Raw genomic sequence first — 13,556 nt, 5'->3', positions numbered from 1 at the left:
AACCTTTTTGTGCCCCATATTTCTGTTGTACCCATTAATTACCATATAATGGGGCAGATGGTTATTTATTTTTTCTACGCGATTTTCATGCTAAACCTCCCTAAAAATTATATAGAATTTTTTGACTACTTCCCTGGCACCGGTGCCCGTGGGGAAGGTACATCCCGAGTTTATTATCCCTTAACTGTTTTCTGTTGTCACCATGCCAAAGGGCAGTATTAAAACCGCCGAGAGGGTGGTTTTCGGGGGGTCTTTTTACCCGGTTGGCTGGTAGCAAGACTACCCGGTTAGGTAAACCCGTCAGGAAGGAACAAGAGCCAGCAGGTAAATACAAAAAAGCGGGCAGGTTAAAGGCCCGGTGAATTGCCCTTTAACCTGCCCGTAATCTAAAGAGGTATGGCGTGCTTTTTCAGTGCTTCGTAGCAGGCCGCAAAACTCAAGGGGCACCCCTTTACCTTTATGGCTCCCTCTACCTCCGGGTTGCTTTCCAGCGAACAATTGCCGAACAAGAACACCAGCCTGGAGTCTTTGAAGGGCCGGGGTTCCCTCCCGGTGCATATTTCAATGTTATCAAAGGTGGCACCGCTGTATTCCCTGCCAAATTTCCTGAGGACGTTGTTTACCGTAACCATACAGCCCGAGCACAGGGAAGGACCGGGGGTTTGGGCCCTGATTCCCTTAATCCCGAAAGAATTGATGATATTCTGCAGCCAGGTGGTTTCCCATTCGGCCCTTATGGCCACCTGGCTGATTTTTTCCCCCCTCACTTCTATTCCTTCCAGGGATGGCCTGCGTCCCTGCAGGGATGCGTATATGACCAGATGTTCCACCCTTTCGGGCGGTATGCCTAAAATGCTGGAACCCACCACATCTGCGGCCAGAGGGTCCCTTCCGGCCACCAGCAGGTTCAACTCCCTGTAGTCGTAATGGACGGGACCGTAGTTGACGGTGTAAAGGCCGTCCAGGACGGTCAGTTGAGGTTTTAATTTGCCTGCCAGAAGGGCTATGTATTTCTCGACCCCGTAGCGGTGGAAAATCCTCCTGCTGGTCATGCTTAAAGTGCCCTTCAGATTTTTTAACCCCAGAGAAACTTTGGTTTGAACATGGGTCTTTAAAACCGGCACGTTGATGAGAAAATCTGCCTCCAGGGCTGCTTCGGCTACCTCCACCTGGTGTCCATCCAGGTCAATCTTTACAAAACCCTGCTGGTGAAAGTCGATTAAATTAACGCCGAGCCGCCGGGCCATTTCCCCGATTCCCGCCAGCGTAAAGGCGGTGCCGGTGGAAAGGCCCATTTCTTCGTTGGTGATGGAACCTTCTCCAATGGTGATATTCTGACAGCCGAACTCCCGGAGCAATCCTATTAGCTCTTCCAGTACCGGGACCGAGGTCAGTACACCTTTGACGAAATTCCGGTACTTCTCATCCCCGATGACCACATTGGGCTTGATTAAAACCCGGGCATGGCTCTTCAATTCCGCAAAGCCCTCACAGAGCTCAATGGCCCTGCGCAGGCTTTCTCCTCCCGGTTTGTAACGCACTATGGAAACCACAGCCATCGGTAATCACCTGCTTTCAGGTTGGATTTTATAGTCACTTCTATCTTAATAAAGATGTTACGCGACAAAGTGTTATTGATTTCCAACGGACGTTTTTGGCGGTCCAGCGGTATGCCGGGAAGTCGAGTTGCAACCACTTGCGCTTATTTCTTAACCGTTGGCGGCCATTTCTCAACCGTTCAATAGTAAAGGCGCCTCCGTCCCGTGAACTGGGTTAGAATTTTAAAAAATCAAAGCTAATACCACGGAGGTGTGGGAAATCATGGATCTGGAATTAACTGAGGAACAAAAAATGATTCAGAAGACAGCCAGGGAATTTGCCCAGGAAGTTATCCAGCCGCTGGTGGAAGAGGCAGAGAAAGAGGAAAAGTTTCCGCTGGAGTTGTTTCCCCAGATGGGGGAACTGGGCTTTTTGGGCATACCCTTTCCCGAGGAATACGGGGGAATTGGAGCCGATAAGGTAACACAGTGCCTGTTTGTAGAAGAGATTTCCAAGGTATGTGCCGGTATTGCCGCCAGCGTCGATGCCCACTGTGACCTGGCCCTCGGTGCCATTTACCGCTTTGGTACCCAGGAGCAGAAAGAGCGGTTTCTGATACCCGGCATTGAGGGGCACAAGATTGGTGCCCTGGCCATTACCGAGCCCAATGCCGGGTCCGACGTGGCCGCCCTGCAGAGCACGGCCAAAAGGAAAGGCGACGGCTACGTTTTAAACGGCTCCAAGCTTTTTATCACCAACGGTTCCATTGCGGACTTTGTACTGGTTCTGGCTTACCTGGACAAGAGCCAGGGAGCCAAAAAGGGTATGGGCCTGTTCATTGTGGAAAAAGACACTCCCGGTTTTCAGGTAACCCGTAAATTAAAGGGCAAGATGGGCCACCGTTCCTCGGATACGGCGGAACTGGCCTTTGAGGATTGTCTGGTGCCGGCGGAAAATTTGCTGGGTGGTGAAGAAGGCAACGGCTTCATGCAGAGCCTGCAAACTTTGCTGGGGGCGCGCATCTCCCAGGCGGTGAAAACGGTGGCTATCGGCTATGCCGCCTTTGAAGCAGCCCTTACCTATGCAAAGGAACGTAAGGCTTTCGGCCAGCCCATTTCTCAATTTCAAGCCATCCAGTTTAAATTTGCCAATATGTTGACCAGGTTAGAGGCAGCCCGGACCTACGCCTTTAAAGTGGCTTATATGTACTCCCGGAAAATGCCCTGTTTAAAGGAAGCAGCTATGGCCAAGCTGATGGCCTGCGAAGCGGCCCAGTTTGCCACTTACGAGGCTATTCAGATTCTGGGCGGTTACGGGTATGTGGATGAATACCCTGTGGAGCGGTTCTACCGCGACGTGCGGTTGAGCACCATTACCGAAGGAACCACTGAAATTCAGTGTCTGATCATTGCCCGCGAACTGGGCCTATAACCGGTAAAAGGAGTGATAGGGTATCATGGCCGGCGCTTTTGTTGCGGATTACGGGGTGTACATTCCCCGCGGACGGGTGAGCGGTGATATTTTAAAGTCGCTTTACGGAAAAAGTCCGGCCGGAGTGAAGGGCATTGCCATGGCCGAAATGGACGAAGATAGCCTTACCATGGCTTACGAGGCCGCCAAGGGTATTGTGGAAAGGAACCGGGTAGGAGGAGTAATCCTGGCCTGCAATTCCCTGCCCTTCACCCATAAAAAGGGTTCTTCTCTGCTGGGAAAGATGTTGCGTCTGGATTCCAGTCTCCCCTGCTGGGACCTGGCAGGTGGTCCCCTGGCGGCGGCAGAGGCCCTCAGCCTGGCGGTGAATCTGGTTGAAGGCGGTAGTTCCGAAGGTATTCTGGTGGTTTGTGCGGAGCACCCCCGCTACCGGCCGGGGGAAGAAGTAGAGATGGCCTGGGGGGCCGGGGCAGCAGCCTTCATGGTGGCGCCGCGGGGTTTTGCCCGGGTAGAAGATATCGTGGCGGATTACGAAATCGAGAGCTACGACCTCTGGAGTCTGCGGGGGGAGGAAGTACTCAGGTACCGCCCGGAAATGCTGGACGATAATTTCGACCGGGCTCTCAGCCGCCTGTTAACAACCCGTGGGGGGACGGAGAATCTGGGCGGTTACCGCTATGTGCCCCTTCAACTAAACCGCTTCCGCTGGACCAGGGTTCTGGCCAGGCGGGGTATTAAAAACGACCAGTGGGAACCGGTTAATTCCCTTTCGGCGGTGGGCAACCTGGGGAGTGCTACTTTTGCGGTAAACCTGGCTATGGCCTTTGAACAGGCCGCAGAGGGCGACCGGATTCTGGCGGTGGGCTACGGTCACGGTAACACGGTGAGCGTTTCCCTTTCCTTAACTGCAGATCCACCCCCCTGCGGGGTCAGGGAAAAAATGGCTGCCGCCATGCCGGTGGATCTGGCCACCTACTGGAAGACCATTTTCCAAAGGAGGTTTGGTGCTTGATGCCGATTCGAGTAGGAGTCCTGGGCGTGGGCAAGACCAAACACGGAACGCATTACGATAAGTCCCTCCGGGATTTAATGGTAGAAGCGGGGCGGAAGGCCATGGCCGATGCGGGGCTGGAACCCAGGGATATTGATGTGCTGGTGGTGGGCAATGCGGCATCCCTTGGTTTCAATATGGAAAACAATGTTTCCGCCATGGCCGCCGACCACCTGGGGCTGGTTCCCAAGCCAAACGTGCGGTGTGAGGCCGCCTGCGGTACGGGCGGGTGGGCTGCCCAGATTGCCCTGATGGGGATCCTGGCCGGTTTTTATCGTACGGCTCTGGTCATTGGCGCGGAGAAGATGAGTGACGTGACCACCGATGTGGGAACCACTATCATTGCCAACAGTGCCGATGGCAAAGAAGAGTATTTCAGCGGGCTGACCTTTCCTTCCGGTGTAGCCATGTATGCCACCCGTTACATGGCGCGTTTTGGTGCCACCGAAGCCGACCTGGCCCACGTGGCTGTAAAAAACCACTACTACGGGGCCCGCAATCCCGATGCCCAGTTGCGTTTTGAGTGTACGGTGGAGGAGGTGCTGAAGTCGCCCTATGTGGCCAAACCCCTGCATTTGTACGAAGTATGTCCCATGACGGATGCTGCTTCGGCGGTGGTGCTCTGCCATGAGGATATTATGAAGGCAAGCGGTAAGAAACAGGTCTATATAATCGGCACCGGGGTGGGCAGCGGTACCTTCTACAACAGCACGGACCAGTTGGAGGACAACTGGGCCCTGGTGGAAAGGCCGGTAAAGCAGGCCTACGCCATGGCCGGCATTGGTCCGGAGCAGATTGGTATAGCGGAAATTTACAACGCCTTTTCCATACAGGAAATCCTGGGCATTGAAGCGGCGGGTTTTGCTCCCTATGGCCAGGGATACAGGCTGGTCATGGAGGGAGGTACCCACCACGACGGCAAGCATCCCGTGAACATCAGCGGTGGTGTCCTGAGCAAGGGGCATCCCCTGGGGGCCACGGGAACCACGGAAATAGTGGATGTGGTTCAGCAGATGAGGGGAGAATTCCCGGGCGTCCAGGTGCCCAAAATTCCCGAGTTTGGTTTAAGCATCAACCGGGGCGGTCCCGGTTCGGTGTGCGTATGTTACGTTTACCAGCGGGTTTTATAATGTAAGGAGGGTATGGCGTGAGTACAATCGAATACCGCCGGATGGCTGTGGATAAGCTTCAACTGCACGGCTACCGCTGCCTTGATTGTGGTAGCCTGCATCCCTGGTGGGAGAAATACTGCTGTGGCAGGTGTGCTTCCCGGAACCTGGAGCGGGTGAATTTTTCCGGCCGGGCACGGGTAAACCACCTGGGAGTGGTGTATTATCCCCCCACGGAATTCAAAGGCGAGGAACCCTATATTCTGGCCGAGCTAAAACTGGAAGAGGGTATGCTGATCTCCGGCCGCATGGTGAAAATGCCTCTGGATGAACTGGCAGTAGGGGATGAGGTCAGGGCCACCATTCGCCGCGTAAAGCTCGGCGATGAAGGGGAAATTTATTATGGCATTAAGTTTGAGAAAGCCGGAAGCTGAAATACAGGAACGGGAACTGGAACCGACGCCAGGTACAATGCGGGAAGATTCTCTCACCAAATCCGTCAACGTTTTGAGCGCTTTGACTGGTTGGTTGTTGACCGTAACTATGATTTTCTTTTTCCTGGTCATGGTGGCGGAGGTTTTCGTGCGCAAGCTGACGGGGCGTTCCCTGTACGGCGCTTATGAAGTATGCGGCATCTTCATGATCTGGATTTCCACGCTGGGTGCCTTTGTGGCCTACCGGGAAGGGGAATTTGTCCGCTTAAGCTTTGTGGTGGAAAGTTTTCCTGCTGCGATTAAAAAAATGGTGGAATTAACCAGACAGGTGGTGGTCATTCTTCTGGTGGTATTTCTGGCCTTTTCCGGCTTTACCTTTGTTTTCTCGGCAACTGTTTTAAACCAGGTGACCACCGCCTTTCAGATTCCGGCCATAGTGGGTTATCTACCCATCCCCCTTGCTTTTTTGTTCCTGGTTTTCGCCTGTGTGGAGCGGTTCCGCCAGATGTTACCAGGCTACTACCGAGAAGATAGGAGAGGAGGGTAAATATGAACGTAGTGGTGATGCTGAAGCAGACCTTTGATACCGAGGCCAGGATAACCCTGGATGAGAAAGGAAGAATCAATCGCGAGGGGGTTAGTTTAATTATCAACCCTTATGACGAATTTGCCGTAGAAGAGGGCCTGCGGGTGAAAGAAAAAAGCAAGGGAGAAGTTACCGTTGTAAGCGTGGGAGAAGCACAGGTTCAGGAGGCTCTGCGCCAGGCCCTGGCCATGGGGGCGGATAAGGCCATACTGGTTAGCCCGGATGGGATGGAAGTAGACGAGTACGTGACGGCAACGATTTTAGCCAAGGTTATTGGCGGCCTGCAGTACGACATCATCCTGGCCGGCTGGCGGGCTATTGACGACGGTTCAGCCCAGGTGGCAGCCCGGGTGGCCGAGATACTTGGGCTGCCCATGGTAAATATGGTTACCAGGCTGGAAGTGGGGGAGGGGAGCGTTTTGGCCACCCGGGAAATTGAAGGGGGAAGCGAAGTGGTGGAAGTACCCCTGCCGGCCGTGGTCACCGCCCAGAAGGGATTAAACGAACCCCGGTACCCTACCATGAAGGGGATCATGCAGGCCAAGAAAAAGCCCATGCAGAAAATGACCCTTCAGGATCTGGGGCTGGATGCAGGCCAGGTGGTTCCCAAAGTGCGGGCAGTGAAGTATTACTTACCCCCACCTCGCAAGCCCGGAAGGATTATACCCGGTGAGGCAGCCGAAGCTGCAGCGGCCCTGGTCCGTGCCCTGCGGGAAGAAGCCAAAATTATCTAACAGTCGGGGAGGGTAAAGAATGCCTGGTGGAATCTGGGTTTACGCAGAGCAAAAGGACGGGAAACTGAAAAAAGTAACCCTGGAACTTTTAAGTGCCGCGCGAAAAATAGCAGATGAGCAAAAGGAAGAATTGTGTGCCGTATTAACGGGCAGGGACGTGGCAGGTCTGGCGGGTACCCTGGCTGAATATGGTGCAGATAAAGTATATTTGTTACAAAGCGAAGACCTGGAAAATTATACCACAGACGGTTATACCAGCGCTGTTACTGCCTTAGTCAGGGAACACCAGCCCAGTGTTTTTTTACTGGGTTACACCGTTCTGGGCAGGGATCTGGCCGCTCACGTGGCTCAACGCCTGGATACCGGCCTTTTTACCGACTGCGTCGATGTGAGATTGGAAGACGGGCAACTGGTATTCAAGAGACCCATCTATGCCGGTAAAGCCTTTTTTGAGGGTGTTTGCCCTGAGGCGCGCCCGGTGATGGCCACGGTGCGGCCCAATGTTCTGCCCGTTAACCCGCCGCAGGCCGGCCGTACGGCCCAGGTAATTGAGGTAAATCCCCAGCCGGGCAGTATCCGTCAAATAATCAGAGATGTGGTGCGCCAGGTGAGCACCCGGCCGGAGCTGACGGAGGCGGACATCATTGTTTCCGGTGGCCGGGGCATGAAGGGGCCGGAAAACTTCAGGCTTTTAGAAGAGCTGGCCGATGTGCTGGGGGCTGCAGTGGGGGCTTCCCGGGCCGCGGTGGATGCCGGCTGGGCACCCCACAGCATGCAGGTGGGCCAGACGGGCAAGACCGTTTCCCCCACCCTCTACATTGCCTGCGGCATTTCCGGTGCCATCCAGCACCTGGCGGGCATGGGTTCCTCCAAGTATATCGTGGCCATAAATAAGGACCCGGAGGCCAACATCTTTAAAGTGGCCGACTACGGCATAGTGGGGGACCTTTTTGAGGTGGTTCCGCTTTTGATCCAGGAGTTTAAAAAATTAAAGGAGCAAGGATGATCATTATGGGCCCCACACGCCGGGGTCTTTTTTTATTCGTGCAGGATACCACTGGGTCAATATATCAACCACTTACCTGGGGAAAGAGACAATTCGAGGAATACAACACGCGGTCCTTGAAACAGATTTTATACTTTCACACAGGAGGAAGGAGAAGATAAGGTTGAAATAATGGGAGGTGAGAGAGACTGAGTCTTATTTGACAGAAAATTATTAAAATTGTAGCAACAACAGCTCAGATTTACCTAAAACTGTCTGAGAGGAGGATTTTAAATCTATGGGTCTAATGGGAGTTAAGGATTCACCCTGGATGGCAACGGGTGAGGTTCCGGCTCAACCTTTAGAGCGGGACGAAAAATCGCGTATTATTTACGGTGTGGTGGATCCCCTGTGGGATATTGATACCCTGCCCCTTACCTATACCAACAGCCGGTGGTTTGCTTTTATCTATGAAGCCGACGAGAAAGATCTCAAGAAAGTCCTGCCCGAACCCTTGAAGCTGGAAGATAACGTGGTCGAGTTCTGGTACGTGGATCACAACAATACCAGGTTGGGGCCCTACCTGGAAATGGGCGTTACGGTGGCGGCCAGTTACCAGGGGTATAAGGGCGGTTACTACCCCTACATGTATCTGAGCCAGGATGCGGCCACCGATGCCGGCCGGGTACTGGGCTTCCCCAAGAAGATGGCCTTCATCCGGTGCCTGGAGCACGGCGGCAAGTGGGATGATGGCTACGAAAAGCCGGGGAACGATTTCTTCTCCTTCATGCTGGCCAGAAACGGTTATGTAATCCATACTGCTACCGGTAAGTATTCGGGAAATAGCTTCCAGGATCTGCCGCGTCTCCCCATTTTCTACGGCAAGACTGACTGGGGCCGTTTTAACATGAAGGTTGTCACTTCCGGTGATCTGAGGGAAACCGAGTGGCAACTCACCTACCTCCCCTCCGAGTGGGAAGGGAAGCACCGCTTCCAGCTGAAGATGGACAGCATCAGAACCGCGAAGGCAGAAGATATCAACTGGTTCTGCCAGGGAACACCCTTTGATAACCTGGGAGCCATGGTGCCGGTGAAGAAGCTCATTGGTCTGGTGAGTTTTAGCTTTGATTTGATCATTCCACCGGCGCAGGTGCTATGGACCAAGAAGTATGAGCGGAATGATGCTGAAATTGCCCAGTGCCTGCACGAGACCATGTACAAGTACGGCATGCGGCATCGTTTCCCGAAGCCCTATGGTGTATAAGAAAACTCTTATATGTGAAAAAGGAGGAAAGGTTCATGGGCCAGTTCCTACACGAAGCCTCCATTCCCAATGACGGTACGCTGGTTAAATACCCCCTTGAGCGGGATCCCAAGACCATTATCTGTCAGGGTGTGGCCGATCCGGTTTTTGACATCGATATTCTTCCGTTAACTTATTCCAATAGCCGGTGGTTTGCCTTCATCTACCAGGCCGATGAAAAGGACTTAAAGAAAGTTTTGCCGGAGCCCCTGCAACTGGAAGATGACGTAGTGGAGTTCTGGTACGTGGATCACAATCACACCATGCTTGGCCCTTACCTGGAAATGGGCGTAACCGTGGCAGCCAGCTACGGTGGATATAAGGGTGGGTATTATCCCTACATGTACCTGAGCCAGGATTCTGCCGTTTTTGCCGGACGGGAGCCCTTTGGTTTCCCCAAGAAAATCGCTTATATTTCTTGCCTGGAGCATGGTGGCAAAAAAGATAACGGCTGGGAACCTCCAGGGAAGGAATTCTTCTCCTTTATGCTGGAGCGCCGCGGTTACCTGATTCACACCGCCACGGGCCGTTATTCCGGCAACAAAATGAGCGACCTGCCGCGCCTGCCCGTCTTTTATGGTAAAACGGACTGGGGGCGGTTAAATTACCGCATGGTAACCTCTCCGGATCTTACCAAGACTGAGTATAACCTGACCTACCTCGACTCCCTGTGGCAGGGTGTGCACCGGTTCCAGCTCAAGCCCGACAGCATTAAAACCGCTACGGCCAAGGACATCCGCACCTGGTATCTGGCATCTACACCGTTTGACAATGTGGGTGCACTGATACCGGTGAAAGAACTGATCGGGCTGGTAAGCTTTAGCTTCGACCTGATTATTCCGCCGGCATCAATTATCTGGAAGAAGGAAGTTACCCGGTCGGCTGATGAAGTGGCCAAGTTCTGCACCATGGGTGAACCCTATCGCTACAGCATGCGCCACCGCTTCCCGAAGCCTTACGGGGTGTAAAAGTTCCATATCCAGTGGTTGGGCACGGAAGGGTAGAGGGTTTCCCTCTATCCTTCTGTTGCCTGAAAGCAAATTAGTTGATATGCATATGCTAATACAGGGGGTTGAAATCATGACCGTTCGTTTTGCCAGGGGTACAGAGCACTTCGTTCCCCCCAAACAGTGGGAAAGCATGCGCCGGGCCAAGGAGCTGGAAAAGAAACTGGGCCAGCGCATCGTCCATTTCGAAAAAGGCGATTTTGCCGGGGAGGACTTTACCCTGCCCGAGCATATAAGTGAAGCGGCTATTAAGGTCTTAAGGCAGGGAGGAGTGCGTTATGATCCCGGGCCGGGTATTCCGCCCCTGCGTGAGGCCATTGCCCGGGAAATGACCAGCCGGGGGCGGCCCACCGAGATGGATGAAGTGGTGGTTACCGGAGGTGCAAAGCATGCCCTGTTCATGTCGCTGCTTACCCTCCTGGATCCGGGGGATGAAGTTATTTTCCCCAACCCGGGTTATCCGCCCGATGAGGTGTGGATCCGCTTTTGCGGTGCTAAACCGGTTTACGCGCCTTTAAACCCGCCTACCTTTCAGTACGACCTGGACCGGCTGGAAGAAGTGATTACCCCGCGTACCAAGCTGCTCATCCTGAACACGCCCCAGCGTCCCAATGGCTGCGTGGTGAAGGATCTGGAAAAGATTGCCGAAATTTGTCTGAAGCACGACCTGCTGGTTATTTCCGATGAAATTTTCAGCCATATCGTTTACGAGGGGCGGCACCGGACCATTTCCGAGATCCCGGAAATGCGGGACCGTACCATTGTCATTGATACCTTTTCCAAAACCTATACCATGACCGGCTTCCGCATCGGCTGGATTGTAGCTCCCCGTCCAATTGCGGAAAAGCTTTCTATTTTCCTCCAGGACAGCATTACCAATGTAGCTTTGTTCATCCAGGAGGCAGCCCTGGCTGCTTTGACCGGTCCCCAGGAGGCCTTTGAAAAGATGCGTCAGTCCCTGAAGCGCAAGCGGGACCGCTTCGTGGCCGGTTTGAACAAAATCCCCGGTATCCAGTGTCTGCCTCCCGAGGGCACGTTCTACGCCTTCCCAAACATTTCGGGTACCGGAATGACTTCCCAGCAATTCACCGATTACCTGATGAATTCTTACGGGGTGGCAGTGGTGAGCGGGACGGCTTTTGGTTCCCAGGGAGAAGGTTTTGTGCGCATGACCTTTGCCGTTCCCGATGAAGAGATTGAGGAAGGGCTGAAACGCATCCGGGAGGCGGTGGAAAAGTTGTTTGAATGTAAAGCACCTAAAGTCAAAGAAGCTTAGAGTAAAGAGCTTCCCGGATAAATAGGGGATAAAAAAGGCGATTATTCCGGAGGAGCGGCCGGAGATGGTGGCCGCTTCCGGAAATTTGTGAGACAAAAAAGGGGGGGTTTTCGTGAGGAAAAAGCTCATTGCCATGATAACAGTCACATTCCTGGTGGTGGCAGCGGTGCTGGCTGGCTGCGGCCAGCAACCGAAACAGGAGAAAACAGGGACCGGCCAGGAAAAGCCAAAATTGGAGTTCAAAGTGGGCCACGTGACGCAAGCTACGCACCCTTATCACCTGTCCGTGGAGGCCTTTGCCAAAAAGGTGGATGAGAAGAGCAACGGGCGGATTAAGATCACCATCTACCCCGCCAGGCAACTGGGCGATGATAAGCAGCTTCTGGAAGGAGTAATTGCCGGGACTCAGGATATGGCTTTAGTCTCTGCTTCCATGTTTGCTGCTTATACCCCGGTGCTGGCCGGGCTGCAGTTACCCTGGCTGATTACCGATTACGATACCGAGCAAAAAGTGTTGCAGAGCGATGTGGTCCGGCGGATGCTGGATACGCTGGAGACCCATAACATGAAAGGGCTGGCCATTTATGAAGGCGGTCTTCGGGATATGCTCTTTGCCAAGAAAAAGCCCACTGTTCCATCTGATGTGAGCGGAATGAAGTTCCGGGTGCCCCCGTCGGAAGTGATTAAAGACTGGGCGCAGGCCATCGGCGTAAATCCGGTACCCCTGCCCTACGGGGAGATTTACAACGCCTTGCAGACCGGCATGGTGGACGGCATGGAGATGAACCCCAGCTCGGTTTACAGTGAAAAGCTCTTTGAGGTAAGCAAATATTTGCTGGATTCCAACCAGTTCCCCTTCCCCTGTGTACTGGTTATGAACCTGAATAAGTGGAAGTCCCTTTCCGCCGAAGATCAGAAGATTATCCAGGATGCGGCCTGGGAAGCCATAGCGGATTCCATCAAGATCAACAAAGAAAAAGAAGGCAAGGATCTGGATTTCATCAAATCCCATGGCGTAACCGTTTATGCGGTGGATATGACCCCCTGGAAGGCAAAGGTTAAGCCGGTATATGACAAATGGATGGCCAAGGATCCCCTGATTAAAGAACTGGTGGAAAAGGTGCGGGAAAATAAGATATAAATATAAATTGAATAACGAGAAAGGGGACGGGCTTGACGTGCGTTCAGGCCCGTCTCTCCTGTAAATTTATAGAGGTGATGATCCTTTGCGCTATGAAGGGGTTATCTACCGGCCACCCAGTGAAGCCGGTAGTCTGTTGATCCAGGCAACCATTGGTTGTCCTCACAATCAGTGCACTTTCTGTGCCATTTATAAAAGGACGAAGTTCCGCATCCGTCCCGTAGAAGAAATTAAGGAAGATCTTTTGGCTGCCCGGAATTATTACGGAGAGGGGGTTAGGTCTATTTTTTTCCCGGATGGCAATACCATTGCCATGAAAACCGATGATCTCTGCCGGGTACTGGATTGTGCCCGGGAACTGTTTCCTTATGTGGAGCGTATTACCGTTTACGGTTCGGCCAAGTTTATCGTTAGAAAAACTCCTCTGGAGATGCGCCGACTGAGGGAAGCAGGGTTAAACCGCATTCACGTGGGCATGGAGAGTGGCGACGACACGATCCTGGCCGAAATACGCAAGGGTGCCACGGCGGAGGAAATGGTTGTTGCCGGCCTGATGGTAAAGGAGGCCGGCATGGAGTTGAGCGAGTACGTCTTGATGGGGATTGGCGGGCCCGGGAGATCCCGGGAACATGCCCTGGCCAGCGCTGAGGTATTGAATGCCATTGACCCGCATTTCATTCGCATCCGCACTTTCATTCCCCGCCCCGGCAGTCCCCTGTTTGAGAAATGCCAGCGGGGGGAATTTCAACTGGTTTCGCCCCACGGAATTCTAAATGAGATAAGGTTGATGATTGAAAATTTAAAGGTAAACAGCCAGGTTTTTAGCGACCACGTCTCCAATTACTGGGATATTTCCGGTAAGTTGCCCGAGGAGAGAGAATTGATGCTGCAGGAAATAGATATGGCTCTCGATATACCCGAGGCATTGCTGGAAAAAGCTCGTCACGGAGGGATTTAAGG

At 53.2% G+C, this 13,556-nt stretch carries 14 protein-coding genes; 13 read left to right on the top strand and 1 reads right to left on the bottom strand.

Going from position 1 to position 13,556, the window contains the following annotated elements; genetic code table 11:
* The coding region (locus J2Z49_RS10485) for a hypothetical protein (RefSeq protein ID WP_307402877.1) at positions 1–222 on the top strand (222 nt) is incomplete at its 5' end.
* Between the two features lie 164 nt (positions 223–386).
* Here the strand turns inward: J2Z49_RS10485 and J2Z49_RS10480 are convergent.
* Positions 387–1,559, bottom strand: coding sequence for a DUF362 domain-containing protein (locus tag J2Z49_RS10480; protein WP_307402876.1), 1,173 nt, complete (start codon positions 1,557–1,559; stop codon positions 387–389).
* Positions 1,560–1,821: 262 nt separating this feature from the next.
* Here J2Z49_RS10480 and J2Z49_RS10475 point away from each other — a divergent pair, with 262 nt between their 5' ends.
* The 12 genes from J2Z49_RS10475 to J2Z49_RS10420 all read left to right on the top strand — a co-directional run bounded on the left by J2Z49_RS10475 (position 1,822) and on the right by J2Z49_RS10420 (position 13,554).
* Positions 1,822–2,970, top strand: coding sequence for an acyl-CoA dehydrogenase family protein (locus J2Z49_RS10475; protein ID WP_307402874.1), 1,149 nt, complete (start codon positions 1,822–1,824; stop codon positions 2,968–2,970).
* Between the two features lie 25 nt (positions 2,971–2,995).
* Complete coding sequence (locus tag J2Z49_RS10470) at positions 2,996–3,982, top strand: 3-oxoacyl-[acyl-carrier-protein] synthase III C-terminal domain-containing protein (RefSeq protein ID WP_307402872.1); 987 nt, start codon at positions 2,996–2,998, stop codon at positions 3,980–3,982.
* Entirely contained in the window at positions 3,982–5,151 is a 1,170-nt protein-coding gene (locus tag J2Z49_RS10465) for a thiolase C-terminal domain-containing protein (protein ID WP_307402870.1), read from the top strand. The genes J2Z49_RS10470 and J2Z49_RS10465 overlap by 1 nt, the downstream gene beginning before the upstream one ends.
* A gap of 17 nt (positions 5,152–5,168) precedes the next feature.
* Complete coding sequence (locus tag J2Z49_RS10460) at positions 5,169–5,564, top strand: Zn-ribbon domain-containing OB-fold protein (protein WP_307402868.1); 396 nt, start codon at positions 5,169–5,171, stop codon at positions 5,562–5,564.
* A complete protein-coding gene (locus J2Z49_RS10455; protein ID WP_307402866.1) occupies positions 5,533–6,111 on the top strand; it encodes a TRAP transporter small permease in 579 nt (192 codons plus the stop codon). The genes J2Z49_RS10460 and J2Z49_RS10455 overlap by 32 nt, the downstream gene beginning before the upstream one ends.
* A gap of 2 nt (positions 6,112–6,113) precedes the next feature.
* Entirely contained in the window at positions 6,114–6,884 is a 771-nt protein-coding gene (locus tag J2Z49_RS10450) for an electron transfer flavoprotein subunit beta/FixA family protein (RefSeq protein ID WP_307402864.1), read from the top strand.
* A gap of 19 nt (positions 6,885–6,903) precedes the next feature.
* Positions 6,904–7,890, top strand: coding sequence for an electron transfer flavoprotein subunit alpha/FixB family protein (locus J2Z49_RS10445; protein ID WP_307402862.1), 987 nt, complete (start codon positions 6,904–6,906; stop codon positions 7,888–7,890).
* Positions 7,891–8,167: 277 nt separating this feature from the next.
* Complete coding sequence (locus tag J2Z49_RS10440) at positions 8,168–9,133, top strand: acetoacetate decarboxylase family protein (protein WP_307402860.1); 966 nt, start codon at positions 8,168–8,170, stop codon at positions 9,131–9,133.
* A 35-nt stretch (positions 9,134–9,168) separates the two neighbouring features.
* Positions 9,169–10,140: an acetoacetate decarboxylase family protein gene (locus J2Z49_RS10435; protein WP_307402858.1), complete on the top strand. Its 972-nt coding sequence runs from the start codon at positions 9,169–9,171 to the stop codon at positions 10,138–10,140.
* A 112-nt stretch (positions 10,141–10,252) separates the two neighbouring features.
* Entirely contained in the window at positions 10,253–11,455 is a 1,203-nt protein-coding gene (locus J2Z49_RS10430) for a pyridoxal phosphate-dependent aminotransferase (RefSeq protein ID WP_307402856.1), read from the top strand.
* A gap of 112 nt (positions 11,456–11,567) precedes the next feature.
* Positions 11,568–12,596 carry a TRAP transporter substrate-binding protein gene (locus tag J2Z49_RS10425; protein WP_307402854.1) on the top strand — a complete coding sequence of 343 codons (1,029 nt, stop codon included), beginning with the start codon at positions 11,568–11,570 and terminating at the stop codon, positions 12,594–12,596.
* An 85-nt stretch (positions 12,597–12,681) separates the two neighbouring features.
* Complete coding sequence (locus J2Z49_RS10420; protein WP_307402852.1) at positions 12,682–13,554, top strand: B12-binding domain-containing radical SAM protein; 873 nt, start codon at positions 12,682–12,684, stop codon at positions 13,552–13,554.
* Positions 13,555–13,556 lie beyond the last annotated feature (2 nt).

This window comes from Desulfofundulus luciae, from assembly GCF_030813795.1.
Taxonomy (GTDB): domain Bacteria; phylum Bacillota; class Desulfotomaculia; order Desulfotomaculales; family Desulfovirgulaceae; genus Desulfofundulus; species Desulfofundulus luciae.
Note: the sequence above shows the minus strand (reverse complement) of the source record. Positions and strands in the feature narration are given on the sequence as shown.

What these genes read in the sequence shown, in the direction of transcription:
- J2Z49_RS10435 (WP_307402858.1), top strand. Translation starts at nt 9,169, where the DNA reads ATGGGCCAGTTCCTACACGAAGCCTCCATTCCCAATGACGGTACGCTG.
- J2Z49_RS10450 (WP_307402864.1), top strand. Translation starts at nt 6,114, where the DNA reads ATGAACGTAGTGGTGATGCTGAAGCAGACCTTTGATACCGAGGCCAGG.
- J2Z49_RS10430 (WP_307402856.1), top strand. Translation starts at nt 10,253, where the DNA reads ATGACCGTTCGTTTTGCCAGGGGTACAGAGCACTTCGTTCCCCCCAAA.
- J2Z49_RS10480 (WP_307402876.1), bottom strand. Translation starts at nt 1,559, where the DNA reads ATGGCTGTGGTTTCCATAGTGCGTTACAAACCGGGAGGAGAAAGCCTG.
- J2Z49_RS10455 (WP_307402866.1), top strand. Translation starts at nt 5,533, where the DNA reads ATGGCATTAAGTTTGAGAAAGCCGGAAGCTGAAATACAGGAACGGGAA.
- J2Z49_RS10475 (WP_307402874.1), top strand. Translation starts at nt 1,822, where the DNA reads ATGGATCTGGAATTAACTGAGGAACAAAAAATGATTCAGAAGACAGCC.
- J2Z49_RS10445 (WP_307402862.1), top strand. Translation starts at nt 6,904, where the DNA reads ATGCCTGGTGGAATCTGGGTTTACGCAGAGCAAAAGGACGGGAAACTG.
- J2Z49_RS10465 (WP_307402870.1), top strand. Translation starts at nt 3,982, where the DNA reads ATGCCGATTCGAGTAGGAGTCCTGGGCGTGGGCAAGACCAAACACGGA.
- J2Z49_RS10440 (WP_307402860.1), top strand. Translation starts at nt 8,168, where the DNA reads ATGGGTCTAATGGGAGTTAAGGATTCACCCTGGATGGCAACGGGTGAG.
- J2Z49_RS10470 (WP_307402872.1), top strand. Translation starts at nt 2,996, where the DNA reads ATGGCCGGCGCTTTTGTTGCGGATTACGGGGTGTACATTCCCCGCGGA.